Origin of the sequence: Flagellimonas sp. (assembly GCF_965222555.1) — a bacterium.
Classification (GTDB): domain Bacteria; phylum Bacteroidota; class Bacteroidia; order Flavobacteriales; family Flavobacteriaceae; genus Flagellimonas.
In genome coordinates this window covers 148,785-165,156 of record NZ_CBDCUG010000004.1, presented here as the reverse complement: position 1 = coordinate 165,156, position 16,372 = coordinate 148,785, and the positions used below count along the sequence as shown (strand labels likewise).

14 protein-coding genes are annotated in these 16,372 nt (G+C 40.3%); 9 read left to right on the top strand and 5 right to left on the bottom strand.

The window, feature by feature from the left end; translation table 11 throughout:
• Positions 1–36: 36 nt before the first annotated feature.
• The gene (locus ACOQO1_RS05180) at positions 37–1,179 is read left to right on the top strand and encodes a serine hydrolase domain-containing protein (RefSeq protein ID WP_420601800.1); all 1,143 of its coding nucleotides are present in this window, start codon (positions 37–39) and stop codon (positions 1,177–1,179) included.
• Between the two features lie 41 nt (positions 1,180–1,220).
• On the opposite strand, the gene ACOQO1_RS05175 is transcribed toward ACOQO1_RS05180, so the two are convergent.
• Positions 1,221–1,622: a hypothetical protein gene (locus ACOQO1_RS05175; protein WP_420601799.1), complete on the bottom strand. Its 402-nt coding sequence runs from the start codon at positions 1,620–1,622 to the stop codon at positions 1,221–1,223.
• A gap of 457 nt (positions 1,623–2,079) precedes the next feature.
• Here ACOQO1_RS05175 and ACOQO1_RS05170 point away from each other — a divergent pair, with 457 nt between their 5' ends.
• From ACOQO1_RS05170 to ACOQO1_RS05145, 6 genes are all read left to right on the top strand, one after another.
• Positions 2,080–2,664 (top strand): TetR/AcrR family transcriptional regulator, encoded by a 585-nt coding sequence (locus tag ACOQO1_RS05170; protein ID WP_420601798.1) that lies wholly within the window; start codon positions 2,080–2,082, stop codon positions 2,662–2,664.
• Complete coding sequence (locus ACOQO1_RS05165) at positions 2,661–3,167, top strand: hypothetical protein (RefSeq protein ID WP_420601797.1); 507 nt, start codon at positions 2,661–2,663, stop codon at positions 3,165–3,167. The genes ACOQO1_RS05170 and ACOQO1_RS05165 overlap by 4 nt, the downstream gene beginning before the upstream one ends.
• A gap of 125 nt (positions 3,168–3,292) precedes the next feature.
• Positions 3,293–4,438 carry a serine hydrolase domain-containing protein gene (locus ACOQO1_RS05160; RefSeq protein WP_420601796.1) on the top strand — a complete coding sequence of 382 codons (1,146 nt, stop codon included), beginning with the start codon at positions 3,293–3,295 and terminating at the stop codon, positions 4,436–4,438.
• Positions 4,439–4,626: 188 nt separating this feature from the next.
• Complete coding sequence (locus tag ACOQO1_RS05155; RefSeq protein WP_420601795.1) at positions 4,627–6,000, top strand: hypothetical protein; 1,374 nt, start codon at positions 4,627–4,629, stop codon at positions 5,998–6,000.
• Positions 6,001–6,036: 36 nt separating this feature from the next.
• Positions 6,037–7,827, top strand: a complete 1,791-nt coding sequence (locus ACOQO1_RS05150; RefSeq protein ID WP_420601794.1) for a sodium:solute symporter family protein — start codon at positions 6,037–6,039, stop codon at positions 7,825–7,827.
• Positions 7,828–7,831: 4 nt separating this feature from the next.
• The gene (locus ACOQO1_RS05145) at positions 7,832–8,536 is read left to right on the top strand and encodes a galactosamine-6-phosphate isomerase (RefSeq protein ID WP_420601793.1); all 705 of its coding nucleotides are present in this window, start codon (positions 7,832–7,834) and stop codon (positions 8,534–8,536) included.
• A gap of 1 nt (position 8,537) precedes the next feature.
• On the opposite strand, the gene ACOQO1_RS05140 is transcribed toward ACOQO1_RS05145, so the two are convergent.
• Positions 8,538–9,596 (bottom strand): Gfo/Idh/MocA family protein, encoded by a 1,059-nt coding sequence (locus ACOQO1_RS05140; protein WP_420601792.1) that lies wholly within the window; start codon positions 9,594–9,596, stop codon positions 8,538–8,540.
• Between the two features lie 109 nt (positions 9,597–9,705).
• On the bottom strand, positions 9,706–10,971 hold the full coding sequence (locus tag ACOQO1_RS05135) for a hypothetical protein (protein ID WP_420601791.1): 1,266 nt from the start codon (positions 10,969–10,971) through the stop codon (positions 9,706–9,708).
• 129 nt (positions 10,972–11,100) lie between these two features.
• Here ACOQO1_RS05135 and ACOQO1_RS05130 point away from each other — a divergent pair, with 129 nt between their 5' ends.
• Both ACOQO1_RS05130 and ACOQO1_RS05125 read left to right on the top strand, forming a co-directional pair.
• Positions 11,101–12,204 (top strand): hypothetical protein, encoded by a 1,104-nt coding sequence (locus ACOQO1_RS05130; protein WP_420601790.1) that lies wholly within the window; start codon positions 11,101–11,103, stop codon positions 12,202–12,204.
• A 22-nt stretch (positions 12,205–12,226) separates the two neighbouring features.
• On the top strand, positions 12,227–13,300 hold the full coding sequence (locus ACOQO1_RS05125) for a DUF2911 domain-containing protein (protein ID WP_420601789.1): 1,074 nt from the start codon (positions 12,227–12,229) through the stop codon (positions 13,298–13,300).
• A gap of 1 nt (position 13,301) precedes the next feature.
• Here the strand turns inward: ACOQO1_RS05125 and ACOQO1_RS05120 are convergent, their stop codons facing one another.
• A complete protein-coding gene (locus ACOQO1_RS05120; protein ID WP_420601788.1) occupies positions 13,302–15,122 on the bottom strand; it encodes a pyruvate kinase in 1,821 nt (606 codons plus the stop codon).
• Positions 15,123–15,144: 22 nt separating this feature from the next.
• Positions 15,145–16,368, bottom strand: coding sequence for an acetate/propionate family kinase (locus tag ACOQO1_RS05115; protein ID WP_420601787.1), 1,224 nt, complete (start codon positions 16,366–16,368; stop codon positions 15,145–15,147).
• Positions 16,369–16,372: the final 4 nt, after the last annotated feature.

Below are 16,372 nucleotides of genomic sequence, written 5' to 3'. Positions count from 1 at the left end.
CAAGATTTCTTTGCCTCAATCAAAAAACGTAATATCATGAAGTTATCTAAATTGACGTTAGTCACCGTATCTCTAGTTTTTAGTGCTGTATTTATATCAGCATATGCACAGACCAAACATCGAAAGTTTGACAAGATTCAGAATTATCTTGACGAAGCTACTTCCAATAATCTGGTTGGGGTTTCCATCTACATCAAAAGCCCAAAGCTGGGCAAATGGATAGGAACCTCTGGCTATTCCAATTTGGAAGAAAAAATACCATTAAAAGAAACCGACATTTTTGGTCTTGCCAGTATTGGCAAAACTTATATAGCAGTAGCTGTTCTAAAACTAGTGGAAGAAGGAAAGATTGGATTGGATGATAAAATAGAAAAGTATCTGCCCGGAGAGATCATTGCTGGGTTCCCTACAGCAAAAGATGTAACCATAAGGCATTTGCTTGGACATACATCTGGGCTGTACAATTACAATAGAAATCCCGAGTTGAACGAACTTTATCTTACCGGTAATCTTAAACTGGATACCTTGTCCCATATAAATGCATTGCGGAGGTATGCCTATGGTAAAACTGAACACACCAAACCATTGGGCGAGTATAAATACAGCAGTACAAACTATTTGTTTTTGGCCATGATCATGGATAAAGTTGTTCCAGAAGGACATGAAACTTACATGAGGGAAAGACTCATCAAAAGATACGGTCTTAAGCATACATATTACAAAGAAACCCCACCGGAAAGATTGGTGGAACATTATGGAGACATTGACCAAAACAACATTACGGAAAACCTCTCAAAAGAAACCATTGAGACCACAAATTGGTATAGTGGGGATGATGGTGTTTACGCCCCCATTGTGCAGGCAAGCCTGTTTTTGGAAAGATTGATGAAGGGCAAGATTCTGAACCAGCAGACGCTAAAAGAAATGACAACTTGGAACGATGAAAAAGACCCTGATTATGGATTGGGCCTTATGGCAGATAAAAGTTTTCCGTATAAGTTTTTAATGGGACATTCTGGCAGGGGTATCGGGATAACCACCGATCTTTATTATTTTCCTAAGCAAGATATGACCGTTGCCATATTTTGTAATTCAGGATTGCGCTCTGCATCTGGAGACTATGCAAAAACTTATCATAAGATGCGTAAAAAGATTATCAAAAAACTGTTTTTGTTTTGAAGATGTAAATAGCTTGGTTTTGGACAAACATAGGGTTACCGTTAGATTTTGACAGTACTCAAAGCAGTCATTTTCCATGCAGAGTTTTCATTGTGTTTGTCCAAAATCTCAAGAAAAATATGGACGGTTCGGTCATACTCTCCAGAGATGATTTTTTCTATAATGTATGTGTATTCTCCATTGGTGAAATAGTATTCAAACCTATCTTGATTGACATTGTCTTGAACATATCCATCCAACAGAATCAAATCCGGTTTTTCCATAATGGTTTTGGGTTTTGCCCAACAGGCATATCTTAATTCTCCGTTATGCAGTTGGTCTATCCTAATGGTGAATTTGAAATTATGACATAGGACCAGGTTTTGTTTTACATCGGAATTAAACGCTGTCATTTCATTTTTTTCCATAAAATGTTGTGAACTCTCATTAAGAATTTGTTTCATTTCTGTTTCGGTACTGACCAGGTTGTTTTCTAATTGGATAGGTTGCGGTTTGATTTTGACTTTTGTGCAACAGGTTAAAAGCATGCCACAGATGTATATAGGCACCAATGAAGTTCTCATGACTCATTTCTTTTCTTCCAGAGAAGGCCATGTACAAACCCAGCCATATAGATAATGGCCGCAGCAATGGCCATTGCAATATATTGTAGTTGAATTACAGTGATAAGCGTAGTCATTTTTTTACGTTTTAAGAACAAAATATCTTAAAACTGTCTTATGGTGTGCTCCCAATTGACGAATGCCTGTTTTCAGTTGAGGGATTGGAAAACTAACTTCATTCCTTGGAGCTTCAGATTATTATAGGATAGAATTAAATCTTGAAGAAACAAATAAACATTAGGGGTTAACAGTCTTTTAAAAAGATCTTGTACATTAACCGAATGAACATTCAGTCAACATGGTAAAAATTGCAAATAAAAGATTGGATTTATTGGAAGCTTCCCTAAATCTATTCGTAGACCAGGGCATTCAAAAGACCTCCATGGCGCAAATCTCTGAAACATCAGGTGTAGCGGTGGGTACCATTTATCATCATTTTAAAAGTAAGGAAGAGCTTATTGAAGGTGTATATCTGTTCATCCTGGAAGATTTGGGAAGGCATATTGCCTTTAAAGAAGATGAAACCGGATTGGAATTTAAAGAAAGGTTTGATCTGTTATGGATGAAAGGGTATCAGTATTATTCCAAATACCCCAAACGGTTTATGTTTCATGATACCTACAGTTATTCTCCTTTAATTCCTAATGAACTTCGGGAGCACGCAAGGGTATTCTATCAAACGGCTTTTGATTTGGTGGATGAGGGAATAAACCAGCGTATCCTTATTGATGCACATCCCGTATTGATCATGAGATGGTTGTACAGCAGTCTCTCAACCATAATCCAAATAAAGCTTAACCATGAATTTGAGGTGACCGATGAGATGGTTTCCACGACGTTGGAAATGGCCTGGAAAAGTTTAACCTATAAAAAGCAACAATGAATAAGAAGTTGATAATGATCTTGTTTGTGGCAGTAACCGGTAAGATTATTGCCCAAAGTGAGAAATATCAAACCGTAGAGGAAACGGTGAACAAAATGCTCGAAATCATATCTGTGGAAGTTGGGGAAGAACCCAATTGGACCGAATACCGCAACCTCTTCTTACCAACTGCCCAAAAAATCCTTTTGAATCCAAAAGCAAAAAATCCGGCCAATCGTGTTCGTTCGTTCAGCGTTGAGGAATTCATTCGCTATATAGGCCCACTCTATGGAAGGGATGGATTTAATGAAAAAGTACTTGGCGTAACCATCGATGAATTCAATGGAGTTGCAAATGTATTCCAATCGTACCATGCAAAAAATTTAAAGGGAACCTATGACAAAAAAGGAATTAACAGCTATCAATTGGTCTGGATAAACAACAGATGGTGGATAGCAAGCACTACCTGGGCCACGGAGACAGAAGAAAGTAAGATTCCGGAAAAGTATTTGAACAAACAATAAGTTAAAATAATGTAACTGCTGTTGTTCTCCTCTTGTATGCTGATTAAATGGGTACAGCATATAAATACATATAAATATCTGTAAATCAAATTTTTATATCTATTTAAAAAAAAGAAAAAATTATTATGTTACATCTAAATAAGGTAATTAAAGTTTTTGTCTGCATTTTGTTGTTGACAGCCTGTTCCAATGATGAATCCAAAGAAGAGACCCCAATTGATGAAGATGCTCTTTTTTTAAGCGAGTTACAAAGTATAGTGGACTCTAAAATAGGTGCCGATAAACTTTTAGGAGCTTCCATTTCTATTCGGATAGATGGTGAAGAGCGTTGGAAATTACAGGGCGGGATCTCAAGCGGTGACACTCCAATAGCTGAAGATATGCGATTTGGAATTGCCAGTATTACCAAAACCTTTGTAGCGGCCACCGTCCTTAAATTGGAAGAAGAAGGACAACTGAGTTTGAATGATCCAATAAGTAAATGGCTGACTCTCAATCTGCCAAACATAGATGAGTCCATCACTATACGGCAATTGCTTGGGCATTTTACAGGTTTGTTGGGTTATTTTAGACATCCGGATATCTGGCCTAGGGTGGAAGGCAACCTTGAAACTGCCATTCCACCAATAGAATTGGCAGATTATGTTGGAGAACCATTGTTTGCTCCTGGGGATAGGTATGAATATTCCAATTCCAATTATCTCATATTGGGATTGATTATTGAAGCCGTTTCCCAAAAAACGGTTGGTGAAGTATTTCGTGAAAAACTGTTCGGCCCTTTACAACTGAACAGTACATATTTCCCAGCAAACGAAAGTATAACGGGACCAATTGCCACCCCATGGAGGGATAGTAATGGAGATGGCACTTTACAAAACATATCCAGTGAGTTTGGACCAGCCTACCATAGCGTGTTCTATACAGCGGCAGACGTCTTTTCTACGGCTTCAGACCTTTCCATGTGGCCTCAGCATTTGTTCAACGGTTCCCTTTTGACTCAAGAAACAAAGAACAAAATGTTGGATTTTACTCCCATAGACGATACCATTTTTACAGGGTACGGACTGGGAGTAAGAGAAGTCACTTTTGCAGCCAGGTCCATGTGGGGGCATACCGGAGGTATGCGTGGGTACGGTTCATACATGTTCTATGATCCAACGACCAAGGTAAGCATAGCCATGCTCAATAATCAGAGTAGATCCCAAAACGGACCTCTTTTAAGGTATGAATTGGTAAACGAACTGCTGCAAAAAGTCTTTCAGAGCCTCTAACATATTCTGAGTTGATTAAGGAATTCCTTTAAATCCAAGTCATCTAAAAATGGATTATCCAATTTATGTCTTTATCTTCAGGGCATTGGGTCTTTTTTAGAGGTGTTCTATTTATACCATTGAACGGCCCTAGCTTTAAGTCAAATTGTGCTTTACAAGGTTGGCACAACCACTAAATAGCCAATGGTATGATAAAAATAGCTTACATCGGTGCAGGAAGTCTTCAATTTGGTCCAATAATAGTCCAAGATATTTTGCTGAGTGAAACATTATGTTCCCAAGGATTGGAGATATACCTCATGGATATTGAAAAATCACACTTGGAACATGTTCAAAAGCATGCGGAGTATGTTAATGAAAAACTGAAACGGAATGCAAAAATCAGCTCAGGAACCAATAGGGATGACGCTATAAAAGATGCAAATTTTGTGATTTGTGCTCTTGAAAAAGACAGAAATGTGTATTGGTCCCAAGATTTTCATGTTCCCAGAAAGTATGGGTTTAAACAGGTTTATGGCGAAAATGGGGGAGTGGGTTCCCTATTTCATGCGCTGCGGAACATTAAGGTCATCATGGGTTTGGCCAAGGCTATGGAAGACCTTTGCCCAAATGCACTGTTATTGAACTTTTCCAATCCTGAACATAAAATATGTGAAGCAATAACCCGATTGACCAACATTAAAGCTGTGGGGCTTTGTCATGGGGTTTTTATGGGACGTGAACAATTGTCAGAATTGTTGAATGTTCCTTTGGATGAACTGCAGACCAAAGCATGTGGAATAAATCACTTTACTTGGTTTCAGGAGATAAAACATAAATCAACAGGAGAGGATCTATACCCAAAATTGCGTGAAATTGAACAAAAAGGCGACTGGTTGGCCCAATGGCATGAATTGGCTTTGGGCAGAATACTCTTTAGAAGATTTGGACAATGGCCTTCACCGGCTTCCAACCATTACGGAGAATACATTCGTTGGGCGGAAGAGTTTGTAATTCCGCAACTACAGTTTTTTTATGACCCTTATGATGGACATCCATGGGAAAATAACCAGATTCCAGAAGGGGTGTACACGGTGGACCGTGTGAAGTATGATCGTCCTTGGGTAAAGGATTGGAGTAAAAAATTGTTACCGGTAGGAAGTACTGAAGAAGTAGAGCTTGAAAATGAAGATGGTAGTTTTAAAAGCTCAGGCGAAATCGTCACGCTTATCATGGAATCCATGGTGAGCGGTAAAAAACAGTGGCTCGAAGCCGTCAACATTCCAAATAAGGGCAGTATACCCAACTTGCCAGATGAGCTTGTGGTGGAAGTTCCGGCCTATTGCGATGCATCGGGAATCCAGGGAATTCAACTTGAACCCATGCCTGAGGCAATTGCTGCAACCATACGTTTGCATGCAAGCATCCACCAATTATTGGTTGAGGCCTATGCTGAAAAATCCAAGGACAAACTATTGCAGGCCATCTTAATAGAACCAACGGTTGATTCCTATAGAAATGCGGTTTCCATGTGCAATGAAATGTTGGAATTACAAAAAGATGTTTTACCGATCTTAAAATAATGATGCATCCAAATCAGAAAATAAACAGGGCAATTTATGGGGCTTGAAACACTGGATTGGGTTGTCATCGTAGTCTACATGCTGGTCACTATTGCAATTGGTGTTTTGGTGGCCAAACACAAATCCAAGAATATTACTGACTTTTTTGTGGCCGGGCGTAGCCTGCCTTGGTGGTTATTAGGGACTTCCATAGCTGCTACTTGGTTTGCCACAGATGCGCCATTGGCGGTTACCGCTTTGGTCAGGAGTAAGGGTATTTATGGTAATTGGCTATGGTGGTATCTGGGAATTGGTATAATGATGATGGTGTTTTTTTATGCCAAATATTGGCGAAGAGCCGAAATTTTGACTGATGCCGAACTTATTGAGATGCGGTACAGCGGCAAATCAGCCTCAGTCCTTAGAGGGTTTACCGCAGCTTTTTTTGGGATTTTTAAGAATTGTATCACCTTGGGCTGGGTAATGCTGGCTATGTTGAAGTTCTCCCAGATCATGTTAGGATGGAGCGCTGAATTTGCATTGATTGTAACATGCGGTTATGCTTTGATTCATACATTGGCATCAGGTATCAAAGGTGTGGTCATTTTGGATATGCTTCACTTTTCGGCAGGAACCATCAGTACCATACTTTTGGCCATTTTGATTTTGGTACAAATAGGAGGACCTACAGAATTGGCCTCCCAAATAGCTTCACGTGCAGACGCCCCTCCGGGAGTACTTGATATGTTGCCAAACCTTTCGCATATCGGCCCCACGGAGATGGTCGCATTTGTCTGCCTTATTGGAATTTTATGGTTGGGGCAGGCTCAGGGAGATGGCTATATCGTACAACGATTGTTTTCAGCCAAAACGGAAAAACATGCGATAAAAGCATCACTTTGGTTTGCGGTTGCCGGAGTGGTGATTCTTACATGGCCGTGGATTGTGGTTGGTTTGGGGTCTATTGTTATCCTGCCTATTTCAGAAGCCTCATCGGCATTGATAGCAGATCCAGAATTGGCCTACCCAATGATGATATTGGAAGTATTGCCAACTGGGTTGAAAGGGCTTTTGGTGGCCGCATTTATGGCCGCATTTATGAGTACGGTGGATACACACCTTTGCTGGGGTGGGTCATACATTGTGAACGATATTTACAAGCGCTTTATAAAAAAGAAGGCATCTCCGGCCCATTACCTTATGGTTTCTCGAATTGGAATTACCGGTTTGTTGCTGCTCTCCGCAATAGCGGCCTGGCAAATGGATAGCATTGCTGGGGCATGGATCTATATTATTGAAATCGTTTCTGGTATTGCCATTATTCTAATGCTCCGATGGTTTTGGTGGCGAATAAATGCATGGTCCGAAATAACCGCAATGATTTCTGCCTTGGTACTGGCTAATGGACATTTACTAATAAAGGGCCTTTACAAAATGGAATGGATCGGGGAGTCGCTCTTCAATACGGTAAATATCTGGTACAATGATGAACATGCGTTGATCAGAGCTACAATTATTTTACTATTGTGCACCGCCATTAGTCTGTGTGTGACTTTTATGACCAAACCCGTCACCAACGAAACATTGGTTACTTTCTACCAGAAGGTGAGGCCAAAAGGGTGGTGGGGGCCTATTGCTACCCAAGTAGCTCCAAATAAAACAGAGACAGAAGGTGAAAAAAGAAGTTGGATAGGTTTTGTGCTTGGAGTGGTCTTCTTAAATAGTATTCTTTTCAGTGTGGGACATGCTGTCCTTGGACGTTATGTATATGCAATAGTTCTATTAGTGGTTGGAATGATAAGTGGGTGGTTTACCCTACGACTTGTGGAAAAAGTGAAAACCCAATAAGACCATGAATGTTCTCCAATTTGAAAGCAAAGAAAACTTTGTATCCACTGCGGTTGATTTGGTGATTGAAGAAATTGATAAAAAGCCCAATTTACTTTTGTGTGCTGCCACAGGAAGTTCTCCGTTACCCATTTATAGGAAATTAGTAGACAATTCAAGACTTAACCCAGACCGATATAAAAGCTTGCGATTGATTAAGTTGGATGAATGGGTAGGCTTGAAAAGTAAGGAAGGAAGTTGTGAGACCTATTTACGAAATGAACTTCTTGACCCTTTGAAAATTGATGATGAAAACTATTTTGCTTTCAACGAAGAAACAGAAAATCCCAAGGAAGAATGTACCCGGATACAAAACCTTTTGGAAGCAAAAGGTCCAATAGACCTGTGTATTCTGGGATTGGGAAAAAATGGGCATTTGGGGTTTAATGAACCACCTGCCGTCTTGACCCAAAAATGTCATGTGGCCCGTTTAACCACTCAATCACAACAACATAATATGGTACTGAATCAAACAGAAAAACCGGAATTTGGGATGACGTTGGGAATCCGGGATATCCTCAGTGCCAAAAGAATACTTCTGTTAATTTCAGGAAGTGGAAAAGAAAAGGCAAAACAACAATTTTTAGCTTCAAAAGTGGACCCACAGTGCCCTGCTTCGTTCTTATGGCTGCACGCTAACGTTGATTGTCTTATTATGGATGAGGACTAGCTTAATCAAGATATACCGTTTTTCCTGTTCGGAACGATTCATCAGCGGCCAAAACAATGTTAAGGCTGTTAATGGCATCTTCAAGATGCTGTGACAAATCGAAATCTTCTTCAATAGCTTTCAACAAGTACTCTTGTTCCAGTTGGCAAAGCTCATCGTGTGAAGGCTCATTTTCAATGGGAATCAATTCATCTTTTTTAAGGAAGTTACCGGTTCCATCCACATCACTGTAATGTAGATGTAATGCCCCGGTCTGTGTATGCTCGTCAATATTTTGTGATTCGGCATCTGTCTTTTCCGCTATACTCACACTTCCTTTTGGTCCCATGACATCTTTCACAAAAAAAGCAGTCTCGCTGATCATAGGTCCCCAGCCGGCTTCGTACCAACCTACAGATCCATCATCAAAGGTTACTTGCAATTGTCCGTAATTGTACATCTGGTCATCTATTTCATGGGATAATTTGGCGCCTATGCCACTGACTTTAATGGGCTTTGCCTGGGTCATTAGGCACATGATATCTACATAATGCACACCGCAATCCACAATGGGCGACATAGATTTCATCAGATTCTTATGCGTTTCCCATTGAACACCACAACTTTGCTGATTAAGATTCATTCGCATAACCAGGGGTTTGCCCAAATCCTGGGCAAGGGATACAAATTTTTTCCATGCAGGATGCACCCTTAAAATGTAGCCCACCACCAATTTCAAGTTGTTATCCTTGGCCAATTGAACTAGTTCCTTCGAATCCTTAACATTGGTAGCAATAGGTTTTTCAACAAACACGTGCGCCTTTGCTCTCAAACTTTTTTTAACGTACTCAGCATGGGTTTCAGGATAGGTGTTAATGGACACTACATCCGGTTGTGTTGCTTTTAGCGCCTCATCAAAATCAGAATAGGTAGGCAGTCCTCCCAATTCTTCCGATAAGCTGTTTCTACTACCTGGGCTACGACTTACCAATCCTACAATTTGAAACTGCTCAAGTTTATGATAAGCTCTTGCATGCGAGGTGCCCATATTACCGCATCCTACAACCAAAACCTTGTACATGTCGTTTGTCTTAGAGTTATTGTCCTTCAATATTATGAATTGTTGGGCTAATAATTAAGAACTCCTCAAAAATGAAGGATAAAGTAATATTTATAACAGGGATACTTGACTATTCAGCTAGAGTGCTTTCTTCCAGAAAATCGATGACAGTTTCTCTGTTCAAATCAGAAAGAATGCTTTGGGAAACTTCTCCAGCTCCAAGAAATCGATAGCGAATCCCGGCAATTCTGCCAATACTCTCATTATAACTTCCGGAGAAAAGCTGACGATCTCCAGCAGATACATTGAGCTGCTTGTTTTTGACACGTAGTTTGATGTCCTTTGCTTGGGTCAGATCAATTCCGAATCCAGATAAATCGGTTTCCTTTCCATTTAAATAGGTGTCATTCATCATCACATATAAATCCGAAGCGCAGCCAGGGATGGAAAAAGACACCACCATGGCACCCTTTGTTCCCAAAACGATAATGTAGGCCTTTTGGCATACCGCCCATTTATCCCTGTAGGTATTTTGAATGGTGGATTGAAGCTCAAAATTATCTCCAGAAATTGGTTCAAAGTCCTTTACCATATGGAAAGTGGAAGAAAAGGGTTCTTCAATACCTGCAATTTCAGCTACTATATTGGAAGGGAAAGAGAGTTTTCCATTATAGATGGTGTTGGATTCAATGTATTTTGGAATTGGCCTATAATCCAGGGTGCCCAGCCAACCTTCTGTTTTAATAAATAGATCATGTTGCTTGATGACGTTGCCATCGACCAAAAGCTTGGCCCTAAAATACCCTGGAAAATAGTATTGACCGGTTGCCTGTTTTTGATTAGGGCTTAATTCAATGGTTTTAGTGGGGTCCCAATACTGTTGAATATGAATGCTGTCCGATTTGATGCCTGCTAAATCCAAATTGAAAACAACAGAGTTGGGTAATCCTTTTACAATAGGCCTACTTTCAAAAACGACTTTGGAAATGTCTATTTGGGTAGCGTCGTCTGTTGGGCCTTTTAGAGAGAAAAATGAAATAAAGATAACCGTCATCACCGAGGCACTCAACATTATTACCCCCAGATTAGCTCCTATCATTTTTGAAAGCCGAGATGTCTTTTTTGTGGATGTTTTTCCCTTAAAGTCCCTCCAGTTTTCAAAACCGGAAAATTGGGCAAGGGTATTCAAAGTGGTAATGCTTGGGGCGCTTTTGTAATCAATACGGCCCCAAACCCTTTTTAAGGTTACAGGACTCAAAAGGACTTTGGTCTGCTGCTGGATATGCTCACTCAATTCAACAAACATATCATTGTGCCATTCATCTGAAGGTCCCCATTCAAGGATTTCCTCAATGCGCAACAAACATTTTTTAACCAATTGGTGTTCCGAATACATCTTCTGGGTTTGTAAAACAAAGATCACAAAAAAATATGTTCCTGAATCGGAATGAATCAACTTGAACGAACTTGTTTTTGGATTTTGCGCCCCCTGTTGGAGCTTTGGTGCATCAAAAAATATGTAGTCATGAACAAAACAATCAGTTTATCCATTCTTTTTCTTTTCAATCTATTCTTCTCTTTCAGTCAAGAAGTCATTTCCTTAGACACGGTTCATCTAAAAATGAATACATCATCATACATCTTTGAAGATTTCAAAGGATATAAGACTATCTATTTTAAGGGAGGGACGGTAGGTTTGAAAGATATATCCTTTTTGAACGGGATCATCGAATATGACATTTATATAACCGAAGATCGCGGATTCCCTGGGGTATACTTTAGAATTAATGATGATGATGCAGAGCAATTTTATATTAGACCGCATCAATCTGGGAATCCGGATGCCAACCAAGCTACCCCGGTAACCAATGGGCTTGCCAATTGGCAGTTTTATTTTGGCTCCAAATATTCCTTTCCCCATAACTATAACTTTGATAGCTGGACCCATGTGAAAATTGTTGTAAATGGTCGCCAGGCCCAAGTGTTTTTGGATTATTCCGAAACACCCCATCTTTCTTGGCAGTTGTTTCATGAGCCCAAAGCGGGAAGCATTAGTTTTTCAGGAGGACTATTTCGTGGTTTTCATATAGCCAATATTAAAATCGACCAACAGACCCCGGTCATCCAAAATTTTGAGCCAGGAACTAGGGAACCTATTGAGAATGTCGTAGGGGAGTGGACGGTGTCCAGCAAGTTTGAGGAAAAAGAATTGGAGAGCCCACAAACGATAAGTTCTTTGATGTCCCGCCTTAAATGGAACAAAAAAATCTACGTGGAGGAGGGGGTGGCCTCAAACATTGCAAGAGCAATAAAAATTGATGGTGATGTTCCTGGCAATACTGTTTTTGCAAGATTGACCATAACATCGGACAAAGATCAGGTAAAACTTTTCGATTTTGGTTATAGTGATAGGGCAGTGGTCTTTTTGAACAATAAGCCCATCTACAAAGGAACCAACGGATTTCAAACAAGGGATTACAGATATCTAGGGACCATTGGCCTTTTTGATGCCGTTTATCTTGATCTAAAGAAGGGAAAGAACACCTTACTTATTGCAGTATCCGAGGATTTTGGCGGCTGGCTTGTAACGGGAAGATTTGCGAACCCCGAGGGTCTTAAAATAAAGTAATACAAAATCAAAACGAACAATCATGATAAAGAATAGCCTATTGTTTTGCATCTATTTTATAGGAATTGCGTGCTTCACTTTAAACGCACAAGATATGCTTGTAGCGACCAAGGTAAGCCCCAAGGCTTCTGTTATGCAGCGTATTGGAACTACGGACGTGACGGTAGTATACCATAGCCCATCTGCAAAGAAAAGGAAGATTTTTGGAGGAATCGTGCCGTACGATTTTGTGGTCGATGGTGTTGAATATCCTTGGAGAGCTGGATCAAATGAGAATACGACCATAGAGTTCACCCACGATGTAAGGGTGCAAGGGCAACCGCTTGCCAAAGGCAAATACGGATTGCACATTTATGTGAGAGAAAAGGAGTGGACATTTATCTTTTCCAACAAATCAGATAGTTGGGGCAGTTTTAGTTATAAAAAAGAGGAAGATGCACTGCGTGTGACAGCTATACCTGAACAGGGACCATATCAGGAATGGCTCAACTACCAATTTGTATCCCGTAAGCCTGAATCGGCATTTTTGGAGCTGCAATGGTCAAATACAAAATGTGGGATTAAAATAGAGGTGGATGTAACATCAAATGTACTAGCGGATTTAAAAGCCAAAGAAGAAAAAACGGTTGATGATTATATCAAAATAGCGCAATTGACTGTAGCTAAAGATCCTACTGACATTGATGAAGCGTTACAGTATGTTGAAAAATCGATTGCCGTTGGGAAGGAGTTTCGTAATGTAATGTTAAAATCCAATTTGTTGCTCAAAAAGGGAATGGTCAAGGAAAGTGAACAAAACGGAGAACAGGCATTGGCTCTGGGCAAAGGATTTCCATATCATTATTATTACCCTTTGAGCTTTATGCTTCTGGAGGGAAACAAATCAAAGACTTTCGAAATTCTATCGGAAATGCTCAAAAAAGAACCGGATAATTGGATTGCAAACCTGGCCATGGGGGAATATTATATCAAAGACGGTAATCAAGAAAAGGCCACTTTTCACTTTGGAAAGGCTTATGAACATGCAGGGGAAAGGTCCAAGCCGTATACACGTTATATGTATCTTTCCAACAAGTTAATTCTAGAACAGATGTAATTCATGCCTTTTCCATTTTAGGCAACATTGCATCGTTCTTATTGTGAAACCGTTCCATGTTGGACAAGATATTGTTGAGTAATTGAAGAACCTCATTAATGTAAGAGCCCTTGTTCAACATTACGCACTCCGCTTTTAAGGAAGCTGTGGCATCCGTTATCTCTGCTCTAGAAGGAAGTCCCTTTTTAGCAAAATTCTCTAAAACTTGGGTTGCCCATACCACGGGAATATGGGCTGCTTCGCAAATGGATAATATCTCTTCCTGTACTTTTCCTATGGAATCCCATCCGGTTTCAACGGCAAGATCCCCTCTTGCTATCATTACACCAATGTATTTCACTTGCATTGCGGTTAAAAGTATTTCCACCAGATTGTCAAACGCAGCTTTGGTCTCTATTTTTAGAATGATGCTCAGTTTGTTTGCAACTTTCCATTTCTTCAATTCCGCTAACAGTTCTTCAACATCCTTTTTAGAGTTGACAAAGGAAAAGTTTACAATATCGGCATGCTTTGCCACAAATTCCAAATCCTCTTTATCCTTAGAAGTCAAGCCACTAATTCCTAAATCTGTATTGGGAAAGTTCATTCCTTTTTCAGCCTTGAGTTTCGACCCTTTTTCTTTTGCACGAGTGATACGCACTTCGAAACGGTCGTTAAAAACAGCTTCTATACGGCCTTCAATCTTCCCGTCATCAAACAAAACTTCTTCATCTTTTTTTACTCTTTCGAAGACCTCAGGTAGCTGGCAGGAGATATTCGCACTTTCCATAAGATTCCCATCCTCATCAAATTTAGCTGGGTTGCCAGCAGTATCCGCTTTGGTTATGGTAAGAAGATCACCCGTTCTTAGTAGAATGTATTGTTCAATTGGAGGAAGTTCACCAACCACTATGTTTTCAAGTGTACCATCTTTACTTTGGATGATGGTTCCCGTGCCAATGTATGAAGTTTCGTAGCAATGGGCTTGGACCTGTTGCTCTTCAACACTTACAACCTTCAGCCGCCTTAACTTGTTCCGGGTGTCCGCCAATCTTAATTCGTCGCCTAGGTTTAATTTTTTTAACCATTCCAAAGGAATAGGCACGGTATTGGGCTCCGAATCTTCCGTAACTTCTGGCACAAAAATGAGTTCAGCTGGACTTATAATGTTTCCGGAGTCATCACGATCAGGAGTAAACTTTCTAACCTTTGGTCCAGGTGTAATACTCCCTGTCCTGATTTTAGGACCGGAAAGGTCCATCGCAATTTTAACCTGTTTCCCATGTGCTTTAGAGGCTTTTTTAATATTGGCGATGATTTTTGTCCATACCTCTTTATCATCATGGGCACAATTGATTCGAGCACAGTTCATGCCATTGCCCACCATATCATGGACTATTTTATAATCAGAAGACGCTTCGGTCGGTTGGGTAACCATGATACGCACTCGTCGTCCTTTGGAACGATACCCTAGAAGTTCTTTTGTATTTCGGGTCAATAACCTTTTTCCATTTTTTATGGATAGACCGGCCTTATCAGCAGGAATGGGAGGCTTGCCAAGCAGGCTATATAAAATGTACCTTGTTTTTAACAAGCTGGATTTTAGGTGCCCTCCAGCTTTTGAAAGTCGAGTTAGACCAATGTTCTTTAATCTCTTTTGGGTGGTTCTTAAATCGAATGTTCTAAATGTGTTATAATGGACAAGGTTCCTGGCACTTTTGGAATAAGCTGGGTCAACCTGTTCCAAAAGGTTTTTATATTCTGGTTCAGCCAACCGAATAGCCTCCAAAATGGTTTCAATCTGGGCAATCAGTTCTTTGATCTTTTCTTCTTTAATCTTCATTAGCTCTGATTGAATTATGAATTCACCCAATTTTTAAACTGCGGCGCCCTTGCTTTGCTGATAACAGGGAGTAACTTTGCTTGGCGATTTCCAATTCTTCATTAGTGGGAATAACCAAGAGAGGCACCTTGCTTTCGGCATTCTGAAACTCGTTGATCCCTTTTTTGATATCCACAGCTAGGTTCTTTTCCAAATCAATGTTTATGCCCAGAAAATCTAAATCAGAACATACCATCTCCCGAAGCATTGCTGAATTTTCGCCAATACCTGCAGTAAAAATTAAGGCGTCCAGTCCATTGAGCAAGGTGGCATAAGCGCCGATGTATTTTTTTATGCGATGTGCGGTCATTTCCAAAGCGAGAATACAATCGGGGTTCCCAGAATCTGCTTCGCGCTGAATGTCCCTAAGGTCCGAATATCCCGTCAATCCTAAAAGACCACTTTTTTTCTGTAAAATCTCGTTGATATCCTTTGAATTAATCCCAAAGGTATCCATCAAGAAAAAAATAACTGATTGATCAATATCTCCGCTTCGTGTACCCATGATCAATCCATTGGATGGTCCAAAACCCAAGGAATGTTCAATACTTTTTCCATCCTTTATGGCCGTAATGCTACAACCATTGCCAAGATGGACACTAATAATATTGGTGCTCTTCCCATTTAAGTATTCCATGGCTCTTTCCGACACATATTTATGACTGGTCCCATGGAAACCATAAACTCGGATATGGTGTTTTTCGGTCAACTCCTTGGGAATGGCATAGGTATAGGCTTTTTGGGGAATCGTTTGGTGAAAGGCCGTATCAAAAACGGCGACTTGCACGGCCTTTGGAAACAATTCCATGGCCGTTTCAATACCTATGGCATTTGCCGGGTTATGAAGTGGGGCTAAGGAAGAAAGACGTTTAATGGTTCTGAGCACGTTGGAGCTTATTCGAACCGGAGCATCAAAAGCATCACCACCATGGACTACCCGATGGCCCACGGCATCAATCTCGGCATGGTCCGCTACAACACCGATTTCTTTGTCGGTCAGCATTTCAATAACTGCATTCAATCCAGCCGAATGGTCCTTGAAATGTTCAGTTTTATGTAAGTCATCTTTTTGACTTTGATAGTGGATTTTACCATTTTCTTCCCCCAAACGCTCGATAAGTCCCTTGCATAAAGTTTCTCCATCAGGCATTTGTATCACCTGAAATTTTATGGAAGAGCTGCCAGAATTGATGACTAAGATTTTCATGCTA